The organism is Burkholderia pyrrocinia (genome assembly GCF_018417535.1).
Taxonomy (GTDB): Bacteria; Pseudomonadota; Gammaproteobacteria; order Burkholderiales; family Burkholderiaceae; genus Burkholderia; species Burkholderia pyrrocinia_E.
On record NZ_CP070977.1, the window covers coordinates 1,971,938 to 1,989,038 of the forward strand.

General features: G+C 65.5%; 17 protein-coding genes. 2 read left to right on the forward strand and 15 right to left on the reverse strand.

Annotation, left to right across the window (positions count from 1 at the left end; all coding sequences use genetic code 11):
* Positions 1 to 40: 40 nt before the first annotated feature.
* Genes JYG32_RS09180 through JYG32_RS09190 form a run of 3 tightly spaced genes read right to left on the reverse strand, consistent with a single transcriptional unit; the run spans position 41 to position 2,544 of the window.
* Complete coding sequence (locus JYG32_RS09180; protein ID WP_213263379.1) at positions 41 to 835, reverse strand: MetQ/NlpA family ABC transporter substrate-binding protein; 795 nt, start codon at positions 833 to 835, stop codon at positions 41 to 43.
* 31 nt (positions 836 to 866) lie between these two features.
* Positions 867 to 1,520, reverse strand: a complete 654-nt coding sequence (locus JYG32_RS09185) for a methionine ABC transporter permease (RefSeq protein WP_006486982.1) — start codon at positions 1,518 to 1,520, stop codon at positions 867 to 869.
* Complete coding sequence (locus JYG32_RS09190) at positions 1,510 to 2,544, reverse strand: methionine ABC transporter ATP-binding protein (protein WP_174384375.1); 1,035 nt, start codon at positions 2,542 to 2,544, stop codon at positions 1,510 to 1,512. Before JYG32_RS09190 ends, JYG32_RS09185 begins: the two co-directional genes overlap by 11 nt.
* Before the next feature lie 215 nt (positions 2,545 to 2,759).
* Here JYG32_RS09190 and JYG32_RS09195 point away from each other — a divergent pair, with 215 nt between their 5' ends.
* On the forward strand, positions 2,760 to 3,680 hold the full coding sequence (locus tag JYG32_RS09195) for an alpha/beta hydrolase (protein ID WP_213263380.1): 921 nt from the start codon (positions 2,760 to 2,762) through the stop codon (positions 3,678 to 3,680).
* A 31-nt stretch (positions 3,681 to 3,711) separates the two neighbouring features.
* Here JYG32_RS09195 and JYG32_RS09200 read toward each other — a convergent pair whose 3' ends face one another.
* On the reverse strand, positions 3,712 to 4,635 hold the full coding sequence (locus tag JYG32_RS09200) for a histone deacetylase family protein (RefSeq protein WP_174383604.1): 924 nt from the start codon (positions 4,633 to 4,635) through the stop codon (positions 3,712 to 3,714).
* 43 nt (positions 4,636 to 4,678) lie between these two features.
* Between JYG32_RS09200 and mltB the strand changes: the two genes are divergently transcribed.
* Positions 4,679 to 6,025 (forward strand): lytic murein transglycosylase B, encoded by a 1,347-nt coding sequence (gene mltB, locus JYG32_RS09205; RefSeq protein WP_213263381.1) that lies wholly within the window; start codon positions 4,679 to 4,681, stop codon positions 6,023 to 6,025.
* 70 nt (positions 6,026 to 6,095) lie between these two features.
* Here mltB and cysM read toward each other — a convergent pair whose 3' ends face one another.
* From cysM to aroA, 11 genes are all read right to left on the reverse strand, one after another.
* The gene (gene cysM / locus JYG32_RS09210; protein ID WP_213263382.1) at positions 6,096 to 6,998 is read right to left on the reverse strand and encodes a cysteine synthase CysM; all 903 of its coding nucleotides are present in this window, start codon (positions 6,996 to 6,998) and stop codon (positions 6,096 to 6,098) included.
* A gap of 214 nt (positions 6,999 to 7,212) precedes the next feature.
* Complete coding sequence (locus tag JYG32_RS09215) at positions 7,213 to 7,575, reverse strand: ComEA family DNA-binding protein (protein WP_174383607.1); 363 nt, start codon at positions 7,573 to 7,575, stop codon at positions 7,213 to 7,215.
* 73 nt (positions 7,576 to 7,648) lie between these two features.
* A complete protein-coding gene (rfaD, locus tag JYG32_RS09220) occupies positions 7,649 to 8,641 on the reverse strand; it encodes an ADP-glyceromanno-heptose 6-epimerase (protein WP_174383608.1) in 993 nt (330 codons plus the stop codon).
* A gap of 63 nt (positions 8,642 to 8,704) precedes the next feature.
* Positions 8,705 to 9,655 (reverse strand): D-glycero-beta-D-manno-heptose-7-phosphate kinase, encoded by a 951-nt coding sequence (gene rfaE1 / locus JYG32_RS09225; protein ID WP_213263383.1) that lies wholly within the window; start codon positions 9,653 to 9,655, stop codon positions 8,705 to 8,707.
* Positions 9,656 to 9,662: 7 nt separating this feature from the next.
* Positions 9,663 to 11,063 carry a UDP-glucose dehydrogenase family protein gene (locus JYG32_RS09230; protein WP_174383610.1) on the reverse strand — a complete coding sequence of 467 codons (1,401 nt, stop codon included), beginning with the start codon at positions 11,061 to 11,063 and terminating at the stop codon, positions 9,663 to 9,665.
* Positions 11,064 to 11,153: 90 nt separating this feature from the next.
* A complete protein-coding gene (lapB, locus tag JYG32_RS09235; protein WP_213263384.1) occupies positions 11,154 to 12,326 on the reverse strand; it encodes a lipopolysaccharide assembly protein LapB in 1,173 nt (390 codons plus the stop codon).
* A gap of 53 nt (positions 12,327 to 12,379) precedes the next feature.
* A complete protein-coding gene (locus JYG32_RS09240; RefSeq protein ID WP_012328123.1) occupies positions 12,380 to 12,673 on the reverse strand; it encodes a lipopolysaccharide assembly protein LapA domain-containing protein in 294 nt (97 codons plus the stop codon).
* Between the two features lie 209 nt (positions 12,674 to 12,882).
* The gene (locus JYG32_RS09245) at positions 12,883 to 13,206 is read right to left on the reverse strand and encodes an integration host factor subunit beta (protein ID WP_006486894.1); all 324 of its coding nucleotides are present in this window, start codon (positions 13,204 to 13,206) and stop codon (positions 12,883 to 12,885) included.
* A gap of 22 nt (positions 13,207 to 13,228) precedes the next feature.
* On the reverse strand, positions 13,229 to 14,941 hold the full coding sequence (rpsA, locus tag JYG32_RS09250) for a 30S ribosomal protein S1 (protein ID WP_174383612.1): 1,713 nt from the start codon (positions 14,939 to 14,941) through the stop codon (positions 13,229 to 13,231).
* Between the two features lie 142 nt (positions 14,942 to 15,083).
* Positions 15,084 to 15,770, reverse strand: coding sequence for a (d)CMP kinase (gene cmk / locus JYG32_RS09255; protein ID WP_213263385.1), 687 nt, complete (start codon positions 15,768 to 15,770; stop codon positions 15,084 to 15,086).
* A gap of 13 nt (positions 15,771 to 15,783) precedes the next feature.
* A complete protein-coding gene (gene aroA / locus JYG32_RS09260; protein WP_174383614.1) occupies positions 15,784 to 17,088 on the reverse strand; it encodes a 3-phosphoshikimate 1-carboxyvinyltransferase in 1,305 nt (434 codons plus the stop codon).
* Positions 17,089 to 17,101: the final 13 nt, after the last annotated feature.

Below are 17,101 nucleotides of genomic sequence, written 5' to 3' on the forward strand. Positions count from 1 at the left end.
CATCAACTCTAATCGCGCCGGGCGCCCCGTGCTCCGGCCCTTACCAGGCGGCAATGACCGCGCCGTCGAACTTGCCTTCGATGAACTGCTTCACGTCGGCCGAGTGATAGGCGGCGACCAGTTTCGCGACCCACGGCTTGTTCCGGTCCGCCTCGCGAATCGCGAGGATGTTCGCGTACGGACCGTTCGGGCCCTCGATCGCGATCGCGTCCTGTTTCGGCTTCAACCCCGCTTCCATCGCGTAGTTGGTATTGATCGCGGCCGCGTCGACGTCGCCGAGCGAACGCGGAATCTGCGCCGCATCGAGCTCGACGATCTTCAGCTTGCGCGGATTGTCGACGATATCGAGCGGCGTCGCCTTCAGCCCCGCATCCGCGCGCAGCTTCAGGAGGCCCTGCTTTTGCAGCAACAGCAGCGCACGGCCGCCGTTGGTCGGATCGTTCGGGACCGCAACGCGCGCGCCAGGCTTCAGCTCGGCCAGCGACTTCACGCGCTTCGAATAGATGCCCATCGGGAACGTGACGGTATCCGCGACCTTGATCAGCTTGTAGCCGCGATCCTTCACCTGCGCCTGCAGATACGGATCGTGCTGGTAGCTGTTCGCATCGAGGTCGCCCGACGCGAGCGCCGCGTTCGGCTGCACATAATCGGAGAATTCGACGATGCGGATCTCGAGGCCGCTTTTCGCCGCGACCTTCTTCACCGCTTCCATGATCTGCGCGTGCGGCCCGCCCGTCACGCCCACCTTGATGGTTTCGGCCTGTGCGTGCGCGCCCGCGAACAGCGCGGCTGCGCCGAGTGCCGCCGCGAACTTCAGCATGAAGCGTCGTTGCATCGTCTCTCTCCCCTAACGGATCAGTTTCGTCTTATTTGTGGCTCAGCCGGCGGACGAGCCAGTCGCCGAACGACTGCACGATCTGCACGAACACGATCAGGATCGCGACGACCGTCCACATCACTTCCGGCAGATAACGCTGGTAGCCGTAGCGGATCCCGAGATCGCCGAGCCCGCCACCGCCGATCGCACCTGCCATCGCCGAATAGCCGACCAGCGACACGAACGTGATCGTCAGGCCCGCAACGACGCCCGGCAGCGATTCGGGCAGCAGCACCTTGAATACGATCTGCGACGTGGTCGCGCCCATCGATTGCGCAGCCTCGATCAGCCCGCGGTCGACTTCGCGCAGCGCCGTCTCGACGAGACGCGCGATGAACGGTGCGGCCGCCAGCGTCAGCGGCACGACCGCCGCGGCCGTGCCGATCGACGAACCCGTCACGAGCCGCGTAAACGGAATCACCGCGACCAGCAGGATGATGAACGGCGTCGAGCGAACGGCGTTCACGATGCCGCCGAGCACACGATTCACGGCGAGGTTCTGCAGCACGCCCTGGCGGTCGGTCAGATAGAGCAGCACGCCGAGCGGCAGGCCGACGAGTGCGCCGACCGCCCCGGAGATGCCGACCATGATCAGCGTCTCCCAGAACGACTGCACGAACATATCGAACATCTCACTCAACATACGAAAGCTCCTCTACCACCACACCTTGCTCGCGCAGGAACGCGAGCGCCTGCCCGACCTTGCCCGGCTCGCCGCCCGCGAGCACCGCGAGCGAACCGAATGCCTGCCCCTGGATCTCGTCGATCTGGCCGTGCAGGATGTTGAAATCGAGTTCGTACCGGCGGATCGTCTCCGACAGGATCGGCTGGTCGACACCCGAGCCCGTGAACGCGAGCCGCAGCAGATGCCCGCTGCCCGTCTTCAACCGCTCGGCCACGCGCGCCTTCAGCGCGGGCGGCAGTTCCTGCGCGATCACGTCGCCGATCAGCGCGCGCGTCACTTCGTGATGCGGCTGCAGGAACACGTCGATCACGCGGCCTTCCTCGACCACGCGCCCCGCATCGAGCACAGCGACGCGATCGCACACCTGCTTGATCACTTCCATCTGGTGCGTGATCAGCACGATCGTCAGGCCGAGCTCGCGATTGATGCGCTTCAGCAGGTCGAGGATCGAACGTGTGGTCTCGGGATCGAGCGCGGACGTCGCTTCGTCCGACAACAGCACCTTCGGCTGGCTCGCGAGCGCGCGTGCGATGCCGACGCGCTGCTTCTGTCCGCCGCTGATCTGCGACGGGTAACGATCCTTCTGCGCGGACAGCCCGACGAGGTCGAGCAGCGGCAGCACCGCTGCCTCGATCTCGGAACGGCTAGCGCCGGCCAGCTCCAGCGGCAGCGCAACATTGTCGAACACCGTGCGCGACGACAGCAGGTTGAAGTGCTGGAAGATCATGCCGATCTCGCGGCGCGCCTCGCGCAGCTGGCCTGCCGGCAGCAGCGTGAGATCGCGCCCGCCGACGACGACATTGCCTTCGGTCGGCCGCGTGAGCAGGTTGATGGTGCGCACGAGCGTGCTCTTGCCGGCGCCGCTTCGGCCGATGATGCCGAACACCTCGCCCTGCGGGATCGTCAGGTTGACGTTGTGCAGCGCCTCGACCCAGCCGCTCGGCCCGGGGAAACGCTGCGAAAGATTACGTAATTCGATCATGTAAACAAAACGGCGACCGGCTGGCGAGCAGGCCCGCCAGTCGGCCGCCGATGCATCTGGAATAGCCGGCGATTTTACCGCAAACCCCTCATTCCACTTAATAATCGATTTCGATCTTTTCATAACTTCACGAAATTAGAGGGGCGCTGCTGGCCCGCCGCAACAATGCCGCGACTATGATCCGGAACACCGACCAACGAACAGGGACACGCCAGATGACCGCCATCACCACGCCGGCCGCCGCACCTGCCACCGCCGGATCGGCGCCTGCGTCGCCGCCCGCGCCGAAAATGGGTCGGCTGCGCACCGCGGACGGGCTCGAACTGGCGTCGTACCGCTGGCCGGCCGGCGACGGCACCGCGCCGCCGCGCGCGACGATCGCGCTCGTGCACGGCCTCGCCGAACACGCGGGCCGCTATGCCGCGCTCGCCGGCCGGCTGAACGCGGCCGGCATCGACGTGCTCGCGATCGATCTGCGCGGGCACGGCCAGTCGCCCGGCAAGCGGGCCTGGGTCGAGCGTTTCGACGGTTACCTGAACGATGCGGATGCGCTGGTTGCCGAAGCCGCGCGCGGCAATACGCCGCTGTTCCTGATGGGACACAGCATGGGCGGCGCGGTCGCCGCGCTGTACGCGATCGAACGCGCGCCGGCCCGCGGCCACGCGCTGACGGGCCTCGTGCTGTCGAGCCCGGCGCTCGCACCGGGGCGCGACGTGCCGCGCTGGATGCTCGCGGTGAGCCGCGTCATCAGCCGCGCGTGGCCGACCTTCCCCGCGATCCGGATCGATGCGGCGCTGCTGTCGCGCGATCCGGCCATCGTCGCGGCCAATCGCGCCGATCCGCTCGTGCATCACGGTGCGGTGCCCGCACGCACCGGTGCGGAGATTCTCGACGCGATGGCGCGCATCGAACGCGGCCGCGGCGCGCTGCGCGTCCCGGTGCTCGTTTATCACGGCACCGAGGACAAGCTGACCGAACCCGACGGCAGCCGAGCGTTCGGCGCGCGCGTCGGCTCGCCCGATCGCACGCTGACGCTATACGAAGGCGGCTTCCACGAAACGATGAACGATCTCGAACGCGATCGCGTGATCGACGCGCTGATCGCGTGGATTCACGCGCGCGTGCCGGCTCGCTGATCAAGCGCACACGCCGGCGGCGGCCGGCCGGTCAGATGCCGGCCAGCACGCGCAGATGCGCGACGACGCTGCGCCCGAGCGCGGACAGGTTGTAGCCGCCTTCGAGGCAGCTCACGATGCGGCCCTGCGCATGACGACGCGCCACGTCGACGATCTGCGCGGTCAGCCATTCGAAGTCGGCTTCGACGAGGCCGAGATTGCCGATGTCGTCCTCGCGATGCGCATCGAAGCCGGCCGACACGAACAGCATCTGCGGCTTGAACGCGTCGAGACGCGGCAGCCAGAACATGTCGACGGCTTCGCGGATCGCCATCCCGTTGCTGCGCGCGGGCATCGGCAGGTTGACCATGTTCGGCGCCTGGTGATCGGCGCCCGAGAACGGGTACAACGGATGCTGGAAGAAACTGCACATCAGCACGCGCTCGTCGTTCGCGAATGCCGCCTCGGTGCCGTTGCCGTGGTGCACGTCGAAATCGATGATCGCGACACGCTCGATGCCGTGTACGTCGAGCGCATGCCGTGCGGCGATCGCGACGTTGTTGAAGAAGCAGAAACCCATCGCGCGCGCGGGCTCCGCATGGTGGCCGGGCGGCCGGACACTGCAAAACGCATTCGCATAGCGGCCTTCGATCACTGCGTCGGTCGCCGCGATCGCGGCACCGGCCGCGCGCAGTGCCGCGCGCCACGTGTCGCGGTTCATCAGCGTATCGGGATCGATCTCGACGTAGCCGTCGACCGGCGTCATGCCTCGGATGTAGTCGATGTGTGCCTGCGTATGCACGCGGCCCAGCGCCACCTCGCTCGCGAACGGCGCGGTTTCGTGCACGATCAGATCGTCGATGCGGCTCGCGATCAGTTGATCCTGGATCGCCGACAATCGGGCCGGGCATTCCGGATGCCATTCCCCCATCTCGTGCAGCATGCAGTCGGGGTGCGTATAGAAAGCGGTTGCCATAAGCTGTCATCCGCAGCGCGCAGTGCGCCGCAGGTCTCCATCAATGATGTCCATCGTCTGCCGCGAATTCGCCGCTAACTTACCACAATGGGGGCCTGCATCGCCCCGGCGCGTGGGATGCGTCGGGTATACTGCGCCGAACCCAATCGCCCTGTCCGCCCGCTTCGACATGAATTCCAGCAAGCCTGCCGCCCTTCTCTCCGCGCTGTTCCGTGTTCGCGCTCCGCTCGTCGCTGCCGCAGCCGTCGCCGCAGCCCTCGGCGCCGCGCCTGCCGGCGCGCAGACGCAGCCTGCGAAGCCTGCCGGCAAGCTCGTCGCACAGGCCCAGCCCCAGCAGCCGGCGCCGCAAGGCCAGACCTTCGAAGAGGAAATCGTTCCGCAGCGTTACGCGAACAACGCCAAGGTCGACGCATTCATCGACGAGATGGTGAGCCGCAACGGCTTCGACTCCGCAAGCCTGCATGCGCTGTTCTCGCGCATCAGCTATTCGGCAACGGCGGTCAAGCTCGTGAAACCGGCCGCGTCGCCGACGGTCAAGAACTGGCGCGTCTATCGCTCGCGTTTCATCGAGCCGATCCGCATCAATGCGGGCGTGAAGTTCTGGAAGGCTAACCAGGCGACGCTGCAGCGTGCATCCGAGGAATTCGGCGTGCCGCCCGAGGTGATCGTCGGCATCATCGGCGTCGAGACGATCTATGGCCGCTACATGGGCAATTTCCGCGTGCTCGATGCGCTGACGACGCTCACGTTCGACTATCCGGACACCCCGAATCGCGACAGCCGCCAGGCAACGTTCCGCAAGAACCTCGAGGATTTCCTGGTCTGGACCCGCGACAACCAGCTCGACCCGACCACCGTGCTCGGCTCGTATACGGGCGCGATCGGGATTCCGCAATTCCTGCCGAGCAGCATCCGCGAATATGCCGTCGACTTCGACGGCACGGGCCACGTCGATCTGCGCAGCAGTCCCGTCGACGCGATCGGCAGCGTCGCGAACTACCTGAAGCAGCACGGCTGGGAAACCGACCGCCCGGTGGTCTGGCAGATCACGCCCGATACGGGCAGCCTGGGCATCGCACAGGCCGCCGCCGACGGCCAGCCCGAACCGCACTGGGCGCTGTCGCAACTGATGCGCGCGGGCATGACGCTGAACGAACCGGCGGTCAACATCACCACCGAAGCCGCCACGCCGGTGACCGTGGTCGACCTGCCGTCGCCGGGGCGCGCGACCGAATACATGCTCGGACTCAAGAATTTCTACGTGCTGACGCGCTACAACCGCAGCTTCTTCTACGCACTCACCGTGTATCAGCTCGGCGAGGCCGTGAAGGCGCAGATGGAAGCGAGCGGCGCGCTGAAGCCGGCCGCCGACGACGCGCAAGCGCAGTAAGCAACGCACCCGCCCAAAGAAAAAACGCCGCAACTGCGGCGTTTTTTCTTTGGGCGGGTGCGGGCCGGGCTCAGGCCGGGAACACGCCCGTGGACAGATAGCGGTCGCCGCGATCGCAGATGATGAACACGATCGTCGCGTTCTCCACCTGACGCGCGATGCGCATCGCGACTTCGCACGCGCCGCCAGACGAAATGCCAGCGAAGATGCCTTCGACAGCCGCCAGCCGGCGCGCCATCGTTTCGGAGGCGGCCTGGCTCACGTTCTCGACGCGGTCGACGCGGCTGCGATCGAAGATCGTCGGCAGATAGGCTTCCGGCCACTTGCGGATGCCCGGAATGCGCGAACCTTCTTCCGGCTGCGCACCGACGATCTCGATCGCGGGATTCTGTTCCTTCAGATACCGCGACACGCCCATGATCGTGCCGGTCGTGCCCATCGCCGACACGAAGTGCGTGACGCGCCCGTCGGTATCGCGCCAGATCTCCGGGCCCGTCGCTTCGTAGTGCGCAACGGGATTGTCGGGATTCGCGAACTGGTCGAGGATCACGCCCTTGCCTTCGCGCTGCATCTGGTCCGCGAGGTCGCGCGCCAGTTCCATCCCGCCCTTCACGGGCGTCAGGACGATTTCGGCGCCGTAAGCGGCCATGCTCTGGCGGCGCTCGACCGACAGGTCCTCCGGCATGATCAGCACCATCTTGTAGCCGCGGATCGCCGCTGCCATTGCGAGCGCGATGCCGGTGTTGCCGCTCGTCGCCTCGATCAGCGTATCGCCCGGCTTGATGTGCCCGCGTGCCTCGGCCTTGCTGATCATCGACAGCGCCGGGCGATCCTTCACGGAACCGGCCGGGTTGTTGCCTTCGAGCTTCGCGAGCACCACGTTGTTGCGCGCGCGAATCTCGTCGTCCGGCAAGCGGACCAGTTGCACGAGCGGCGTATTGCCGATCGTGTCTTCGATAGTTTTGTAAGCCATGGGAATACCGTGAGTACGAGGCCGATCAATCGATCGATTGTAAACCAGCACCGCCGCTCGCGCCGGCAACCCCTTTGCGACGATGGAATACGCATGCGGCGCGACGCGCGATCGCCGCGCACGCAGTGTGCACGCAAAAAACCCGCGGCGTGCCGCGGGAAGCCGTCGCAAAGACGGCGACTGAAGGAGCCCTTTGCCTGTCGCGCGCGACGCGTTACTTCTGCGCGGTGCGGGCAGGTGCAGCGGCAGGCTTTGCGGCCGCCGGCTTGCCCGCGACCGGTGCGGCCGCGGTGCCTGCGCCGGCCGCGCCTGAGCCGGCCGCGCCTATCGTCAGCCCTTCCTGCTGAAGTCGCTCGACGGTATGGCCGCCCATGCCTTTCACGCGTGACGCGAGATCTTGCGCATTCCTGAACGGACCGCGCGCGCCGCGTTCGTCGAGAATCGCCTTCGCCCGCGCCGGGCCGATGCCCTTGATGCCGACGAGCGCATCCTCGTTCGCGGTGTTGACGTCGACGGCCGCCCAGGCCGACGCGACTGCGCCGAGCATGACCGCTGCGGCAAACCATTTCCTGATCATGTGCTGGATCTCCGATGAAAACGGCCGGCGGCTGCCGACCGTGAGACCCAGTCTATCGATGCAACGCTTCCGCTTAAACCTGGCCGGATAGCCAACGCACGTAGCGGTCGACACCTTCCTGCACGGTCAGGAACGGTGCGTCGTAGCCGGCCACGCGGAGTTTCGTCTGGTCGGCCTGCGTGAAGCACTGGTACTTGCCGCGCAACGCATCGGGGAATGCCACGTATTCGATCAGCCCCTGCTCGACCTGCTGCGCGAGCGTCAGCGGCGGCAGGTTGTCGAGCGCACGCAGCGTGTTCACGACCGTCGACGCGATGTCGTTGAACGGCTGCGCACGCCCGGTGCCGAGGTTGAAGATGCCCGACTTCTCCGGATGATCGAAGAAGAACAGGTTCACTTTTGCGACGTCCTCGACCGACACGAAGTCACGCGTCTGCTCGCCCGGTGCATAGCCGTTGTACTCGCCGAACAGCTTCACCTTGCCTTCCGCGCGGAACTGGTTGAAGTTGTGGAACGCAACCGACGCCATGCGCCCCTTGTGCGTCTCGCGCGGGCCGTACACGTTGAAATAGCGGAAGCCGGCGATCTGGCTCTTCGCGGTCGGCAGCACGCGACGGATCACCTGGTCGAACAGGAACTTCGAATAGCCGTACACGTTCAGCGGCGCCTCGACGTCGCGCTCCTCGACGAAACGCGTCGAGCCGCCGTAGATCGCGGCCGACGACGCGTACAGGAACTGCGCGCCCTGTGCGAGGCAGGCGTCGAGCACCGCGCGGCTATAGCGGAAGTTGTTGTCCATCATGTAGCGGCCGTCGGTTTCCATCGTGTCCGAACAGGCGCCTTCGTGGAACACCGCGCGCACCTTGCCGAAATCGCCGCGCGCGAAGCGTTCGACGAATTCCGTCTTGTCCAGATAGTCGTCGATCTCGCAATCGACGAGATTCCGGAACTTGTCCGCGCGCGTCAGGTTGTCGACCGCGATGATGCGCGTCTCGCCGCGCTCGTTGAGCGCCTTGACGATGTTCGCGCCGATAAAGCCGGCTGCGCCGGTGACGATGAGGGTCATGATCATCCTGCCTGAAAAATGCGAGCTGTTCATGCGACGCGCTCGTCGCGCCGCCGAACGCACTCAGTGAAACAGTTCGTCGTAGTCCACCGTGGCCGTGCCGAGCTTGCCGACCACGATGCCTGCCGCGCGATTCGCTAGCACGACCGCATCGACGAGCGGCACACCCGCGCCGAGCATCGTCGCGATCGTCGCGATCACGGTATCGCCCGCGCCCGACACATCAAACACCTCACGCGCGAGCGCCGGTGCGTGCAGTTCGCCGGTGGAGGAAAAAAGCGTCATCCCCTCTTCCGAGCGTGTGAGCAGCAGCGCGTCGATGTCAAGCTCGGCGCGCAGATGCGCGACGCGCGCGCGCAAATCGTCTTCCGATTTCCACTGCCCGACCACTTCGCGCAATTCCGCGCGGTTCGGCGTGATCAGCGATGCGCCACGGTAGCGCGCCCAGTCGTCGCCCTTCGGGTCGACAAGGACGGACTTGCCGGCCGCACGGGCCTTCTCGATCATCGTCGTGACGTGTGTCAGGCCGCCTTTCGCGTAATCCGACATCAGCACGACGTCGTGCTGCGGCAGCAGCGCGTCGAAACGCGCGAGCCCCGCGAGCAGCACCTCGTGCGTCGGCATTGCCTCGAAGTCGACGCGCAGCAGTTGCTGCTGGCGCGCGAGCACGCGCAGCTTGATCGTGGTCGGCAGCGTCGGGTCGCGCTCGAGATGCGGCGTCACACCGCTGCTGCCCAGCAGCTCGACGATCCGCTCGCCGGGTTCGTCGCAACCGACGACACACAGCAACCCGGCCTGGCCGCCGAGCGTCACGGCATTGCGCGCGACGTTGGCCGCGCCGCCGAGCCGCTCTTCCTGACGCTGCACGTGCACGACCGGCACCGGCGCTTCCGGCGAAATGCGCTCGACGTTGCCGAACCAGTAACGGTCGAGCATCACGTCGCCGACGACAAGCACGCGCGAACGCGCGATCTGCTCGCGCGGCACCTGAACGACTTCGCGGGGAGTATTCATCGTGCGGTCAGCCACGGGAGGACGACTGGGGATCGACATACGGCCGGCCGATCGCGTAATAGTCGATGCCCAGTTCAGCCATCGCGTCCGGCTCGTACAGGTTGCGCCCGTCGAAGATCACCGGCGCCTTCAGTTCGGCCTTCAGGCGCATGAAATCGGGGCTCCGGAATTCCTTCCATTCGGTCACGATCACGAGCGCGTCCGCGCCCGTCACGGCGACGTCCTGCGTGTCGACGAGATGCAGCCGCGCGAGCGCCGCCGCATCGTCGCCGAAATCCAGCGCGAACACGCGCCGCGCCTCGTCGACCGCGACCGGATCGTATGCGCGCACGGTCGCGCCGCGCTCGAGCAGCGCGGCGATCAGGCGGCGGCTCGGCGCCTCGCGCATGTCGTCGGTGTTCGGCTTGAACGCAAGGCCCCAGACCGCGAACTCGCGGCCGGTCAGGTCGGCGCCGAAACGCTGCTCGATCTTGCCGATCAGCACGTCCTTCTGTGCATGGTTGGCCGCCTCGACGGCTTCCAGGATGCGCAGCGGCTGGCCGTTCTCGCCCGCGGTGCGAATCAGCGCCTGGACGTCCTTCGGGAAGCACGAGCCGCCGTAGCCGACGCCCGCGTACAGGAAGTGGTAGCCGATGCGCGGATCGGAGCCGATCCCGCGGCGCACGGCCTCGATGTCGGCACCGACCTTGTCGGCGAGATTCGACATCTCGTTCATGAACGAGATGCGCGTCGCGAGCATCGCATTCGCCGCATATTTCGCAAATTCGGCCGAACGCACGTCCATGTAGATCGTCCGTTCGTGGTTGCGATTGAACGGCGCGTAAAGCTTCTTCATCTTCTCGCGCGCGATCGTGCCCGTCTCGTCGTCGTCGACGCCGATGATGATCCGGTCCGGACGCATGAAATCCTCGACCGCGGCGCCTTCCTTCAGGAACTCCGGGTTCGACACGACCGAGAAGCGATGCGCGACGCTGCCCGCGAGCCCGCGTGCGGCAAGCGCCTCGTCGACCACGCCGCGCACGCGCTGCGCGGTGCCGACCGGCACCGTCGACTTGTCGACGATCACCTTGAAGCCCGTCATGTGGCGGCCGATGTTGCGCGCGGCCTCGAGCACGTATTGCAGGTCGGCCGAGCCGTCCTCGTCGGGCGGCGTACCGACCGCAATGAACTGAATCTCGCCGTGCGCGACGCTCGCCTCGATGTCGGTCGAGAAGCGCAGGCGTCCCGCCGCACGGTTGCGCGCGATGATGTCCAGCAGCCCCGGTTCGTGAATCGGCATGCCGCCGTTATTCAGGATGTCGATCTTGCGCGGATCGACGTCGAGACAGAAGACGTCGTGACCGATCTCCGCGAGGCATGCGCCCGTGACGAGGCCGACATAGCCGGTGCCGATGATGGTGATTTTCATAGATGTTCCGGTACTTCCCGGTAATTGACTAACTTGGCCGCCGGGACAAGCCCGGCGACAACCGCAGCGCGTTGGCTCCGCGTGCCGGGATCAGCTCGACATCGCAGGTTCGACGCGGCGCGGCGCATAGGTTTCCCAGCCGCTGCATCCGGGGCACTGCCAGTAGAAAAGCCGCGCCCGGAAACCGCAATTCTGGCACGTATACCGTGGCAGATTTTTCGTGCGCTGCTTGATCAGCGCACGCATCATTTCAAGTTCCTTACGACGCGGTTCGTCGGCCGCCGTAATCTGCGCATCGAGCAGGTGCAGCATCCCCGACAGGTTCGGCGCCTTCTCCATCTGCGTGCGCGCGAGCATGTGCGCCGCATCCTGGCCGCGCAACCCCGCGATGTGCTGATACGCGATGTCGAGCAGGTCGTTCGACGGATAGCGATCGACATACCCCATCAGCAACTCGGCGCCGTCGACATTCCTGCCGAGCGCGACATAGGCCTTCATCAGCTTGTCGGCGACGAGCGGCAGATATGCCGGGTTCTGCGCTTCGACGCGCTTCCAGTGCTCGATCGCGGCCGTGTGGTTGCCCTCCGCCTCCGCGGCATCGCCGGACAGGATCGTCGCGCGAACGTTCTGCGGGTTCACGGTCAGCGCGAGCCGCAATTGTTCTTCGGCCGCGGCGGCGTTCTTGCGCTGCAGCGCGTCCTGCGCGAGTTCGCAGTGAAACTGCGCGATTTCGGTGCCGAGCGGTTTGTCGCTCATCGACTCGATGCGCTTCGCAGTGTCGATCGACTTGTTCCAGTCCTTCTCGATCTCGTAGATCGTCAGCAGCGCCCGCTGCGCACCGAGCGCGTAGTCGCCGTCGGCGAGCTTGTGGAACGCCTCCTCGGCGCGATCGAGCAGGCCGGCTTTCAGGAAGTCCTGGCCGAGCTCGTACAGCGCGTGGTCGCGCTCGTTGACCGGCAGGTCCGTGCGGCTCAGCAGGTTCTGGTGCACGCGGATCGCACGGTCGGTTTCGCCGCGACGGCGGAACAGGTTGCCGAGCGCGAAGTGCAGCTCGACCGTCTCGGGGTCGAGCTTGGCGACCTCGATGAACGCGTCGATCGCCTTGTCGGGTTGTTCGTTCAACAGAAAATTCAGGCCGCGAAAATACGATCGCGGCAGGTTGGCACTCTCCGACAGGAGATTCTTCAGGTCATAGCGTGACGCCACCCAACCGAGCGCGAACGCGACCGGAATCGCGAGCAACCACCAGAAATCCAGATCCATGCGAAATATCGAAGCAGAGACGAAAACCGCGCGATTGTCGCGCGGCGTCCGTGTTAAATGACGGGCGGCATCGGCGGCTGGTCGATGACGGCAGGCGTTTCGCGCGCCGCGCGCAGATCGCGCTTCAGGCGCCCGTTCTCGAGGCGCAGACGGAAGATCGAAGGCAGCGCGGACAGCAGGCCGGCCAGCAGCCCCACGGCAAAGAACGCCAGGCCGATCAGGATCAGCGGCGCTTGCCACGCATAGCCGGCAACAAAATTCAGCGTCGCGGTTTGCGTATTGGCCAGCGCGAGCACCAGCAGCAGTACGAACACCAATACCCGGATCAGCCAGACGATAAACTTCATGAAGCCCTCTCTTTGTTGCGGTTTGCCGCGGCGCGCGACTCCCCTTCGTCGCACCGAATCGACCCGTATTGTAAAGGAAGCGTTTCCGCGGCTGCGCAGATCCTGCGCGCCCCATTGCGCCGCGATCGCCGGAAATGAAAAAAGCGCCCGCTAGGGGCGCTTTTCTTTTCAGCCTTTGCCGGACAGGTTCCGGGCAAACCGAACGACGCTCAACGCTCGTCGTCCGGATCGTCAGCCTTCAGCGGCTCACCGGCGCGGCCGTCGACGCGTTCGCGCAATTCCTTGCCAGGCTTGAAGTGCGGCACGAATTTCTCGGGCACCTGCACTTTCTCCCCTGACTTCGGGTTGCGTCCGACGCGCGCCGGGCGACGGTTGAGGCCGAAGCTGCCGAAACCCCGAATTTCGATACGGTGCCCTTTTGCCAAGGCATCGGACATCGCATCGAGCATCGTTTTCACCGCGAAATCCGCATCCTTGAGGACAAGTTGCGGAAATCGCGATGCCAGCTGCGCGACCAACTCGGATTTGGTCATACTTCAGCAGACCTCGTGAGGCTTACTGGTTCTGGCCGTCGAGCTTCGCCTTCAGCAGCGCGCCGAGGTTGGTCGTACCGGTCGCAGCCGAGCTGGTGTCAGCTTGCAGGCCACGGATCGCTTCCTGTTGTTCAGCCGAATCCTTCGCCTTGATCGACAGGTTGATGCCGCGCGACTTGCGATCGATGTTGATCACCATCGCGTTGACCTTGTCGCCTTCCTTCAGCACGTTGCGTGCGTCTTCGACGCGATCCTGCGAGATTTCCGACGCGCGCAGGTAGCCTTCGACGTCGCCCGTCAGCGTGATGACCGCACCCTTCGCATCGACCGTCTTCACGACGCCGTCGACGATCGAGCCCTTGTCGTTCATTGCAACGTAGTTGCTGAACGGGTCGCCTTCGAGCTGCTTGATGCCGAGCGAAATACGCTCCTTCTCGACGTCGATACCGAGCACGATTGCTTCGACTTCGTCGCCCTTCTTGTACTTGCGAACGGCTTCTTCGCCGGTTTCGCTCCACGACAGGTCCGACAGGTGGACCAGGCCGTCGATGCCGCCCGGCAGACCGATGAACACGCCGAAGTCGGTGATCGACTTGATTGCGCCCGTGATCTTGTCGCCCTTCTTGAAGTTGCGGCTGAAGTCATCCCACGGATTCGGCTTGCACTGCTTCATGCCGAGGCTGATACGACGACGGTCTTCGTCGATCTCGAGGACCATGACTTCGACTTCGTCGCCCAGCTGGACAACCTTCGACGGAGCAACGTTCTTGTTGGTCCAGTCCATTTCCGACACGTGGACGAGGCCTTCGATGCCCGATTCCACTTCGACGAATGCGCCGTAGTCGGTGATGTTCGTGACCTTGCCGAACAGGCGCGTGCCCGACGGGTAACGGCGCGAGATGCCTTCCCACGGATCGTCGCCCAGTTGCTTGATGCCCAGCGAGACGCGGTTCTTCTCTTGGTCGAACTTGAGGATCTTCGCGGTGACTTCCTGGCCAACCGACAGGACTTCGCTCGGGTGACGCACCCGACGCCATGCGATGTCGGTGATGTGCAGCAGGCCGTCGATGCCGCCGAGGTCGACGAACGCGCCGTAGTCGGTGATGTTCTTGACCACGCCATTGACGATCGCGCCTTCCTTCAGCGTCTCGAGCAGCTTCGCGCGCTCTTCGCCCTGGGTTGCTTCGATCACGGCACGACGCGACAGCACGACGTTGTTACGCTTGCGATCGAGCTTGATCACGCGGAACTCGAGCGTCTTGCCTTCGTACGGGGTCGTGTCCTTGACGGGACGCGTGTCGACCAGCGAACCCGGCAGGAACGCGCGGATGCCGTTGACCATCACGGTCATGCCGCCCTTCACCTTGCCGGTGATCGTGCCGGTGACGAGTTCGTTGTTGTCGAGAGCCTTTTCCAGCGACAGCCACGATGCAAGGCGCTTCGCCTTGTCGCGCGACAGGATCGTGTCGCCGTAGCCGTTTTCGAGTGCGTCGATCGCGACGGACACGAAATCGCCCGACTGCACCTCAACCTCGCCCTGATCGTTCAGGAATTCCTCGATCGGAATGTAAGCCTCGGACTTCAGGCCTGCATTGACGACCACGAAGTTGTGGTCGACGCGCACGACTTCGGCGGAAATCACTTCGCCGGCGCGCATGTCTTGGCGGGTCAGCGACTCTTCGAACAGAGCCGCAAAGGATTCGGTATTCGGGGTGGAGGTTTGCAGGTCGGACATAAAAATCTGATTGTGCATGGCTCGCTGTGCCACGCCGGCCGGAATGGCAGGCTGAAAGGGCCAGATCGAAGACCACACGGGGTTAAGGGTTCGAAACACGCTCCGCGCTTGCGACGCGGAGCACCTACCGCTGCCCGCCTTCTCAGGCGGGCTGGCCGAGCGCCCGGTACCACTGCAGCACCTGGTCGACTGCTTCATCAACCGAAAGTGCCGACGTATCGAGCAGCCTGGCATCTGCCGCGGGCTTCAGCGGCGCGGCCGCGCGATTGCTGTCGCGCGCGTCACGTTCACGAAGATCCCGGAGCAAGTCATCTATATTAGCAGAAAAACCTTTTTGCATCAATTGCTTATGCCGTCTGGCCGCGCGCGCCTCGGCGCTGGCCGTCAGGAACACCTTCAGCACGGCGTCCGGGAAGATCACCGTACCCATGTCGCGGCCGTCGGCAACGAGGCCCGGCGTCTTGCGGAACGCGCGCTGGCGCGCAACGAGCGCGGTGCGCACGGGCCCGTGCACCGCGATGGCCGACGCGCGGTTGCCGACCGCTTCGGCGCGGATGTCGTTCGACACGTCGACGCCATCGAGCTGCGCGCAGCCTTCGCGGAACGTGATGTGCAGATCGTCGATCAGATTCACCAGCGCTTCGATGTCCTCCGCCTCGATGCCGTAGCGCACGCTTGCGAGCGCCGCGAGACGGTACAGCGCGCCGCTGTCGAGCAGGTGGAAGCCAAGGTGCGCGGCGACGAGCGCCGCGACGGTGCCCTTGCCGGAAGCGGTCGGGCCGTCGATCGTGATGACGGGAGTCGGGTGAAAGGGTCGGGTCGATTTCATCGGAACAGTCAGGTCAGGCTTTGGCGAGCGCGGCGAAGCGGTCGAAATAGTCGGGGAACGTCTTGCCGACGCACTTCGGATCGTTGATCCGCACGGGCACGCCGCCCAGGCTGACGAGCGAGAAGCACATCGCCATCCGGTGATCGTCGTACGTATCGATCGCCGCGTTCGGCGTGAGCTTTTCCGGCGGCGTGACGACGAGATAGTCGGGACCTTCCTCGACGATCGCGCCAACCTTGCGCAGTTCGGTCGCCATCGCGGCGATGCGGTCGGTCTCCTTCACACGCCAGCTCGCGATGTTGCGCAGCGTGCTCGTGCCGTTCGCGAACAGCGCCGCGACCGCGATGGTCATCGCGGCATCGGGGATCAGGTTGAAGTCCATGTCGATCGGCTCGAGCTTGCCGTGGTCGTGGCCGATGCCCCGCACGTCGATCCAGTCGTCGCCCATCGTCACGTTCGCGCCCATCTGCATCAGCGCGTTCGCGAAACCGACGTCGCCCTGGATGCTCGCGCGCCCCACGCCCTCGACGCGCAGCGGGCCGCCGCCAAGCGCGCCGGCCGCGAGGAAGTACGACGCGGACGACGCGTCGCCCTCGACCATGATCCGCCCCGGAGAGCGGTAGCGGACCCCGGCCGGCACGACGAAACGCTGCCAGCCGTCACGCTCGACGACCACGCCGAAGCGCTCCATCAGCCGGATCGTGATGTCGATGTACGGCTTCGAGATCAGTTCGCCGTCGACCTCGACGACGGTCCTGCCGTCCTTCGCCTTCACGAGCGGCAGCGTCATCAGCAGCGCCGTGAGGAACTGGCTCGACACGTCGCCGCGCACGCGGATCGGCGCATCGACCGAGATCGTCGCGGGCTTGATCCGCAGCGGCGGGTAGCCTTCGTTCAGCTCGTAGTCGATCTGCGCGCCGATCTGCCGCAGGCCGTCGACGAGATCGCCGATCGGCCGCTCGTGCATGCGCGGCACGCCGTGCACGCGATAGTCGCCGCCGTTCACCGCGAGCGCGGCGGTCAGCGGCCGCACGGCCGTGCCCGCGTTGCCGAGGAACAGGTCGGCCGTCTTCGCGGTGAACGCGCCGCGCGTGCCCGTGACGACGCAGGTGTCGCCGTCGCGCACGAGCCTCACGCCAAGCTTGCCGAGCGCATCGAGCATCACGCGCGTGTCGTCGGAGTCGAGCAGATTGGTGATCGTCGTTTCGCCTTCGGCAAGCGCCGCGAGCAGCAGCACGCGGTTCGAGATGCTCTTCGAGCCGGGCAGGCGCACGGTGCCCGATGCGCTGGAGTACGGGCCGAGATCGAGATAGTCCATGGGAATCGTCCTG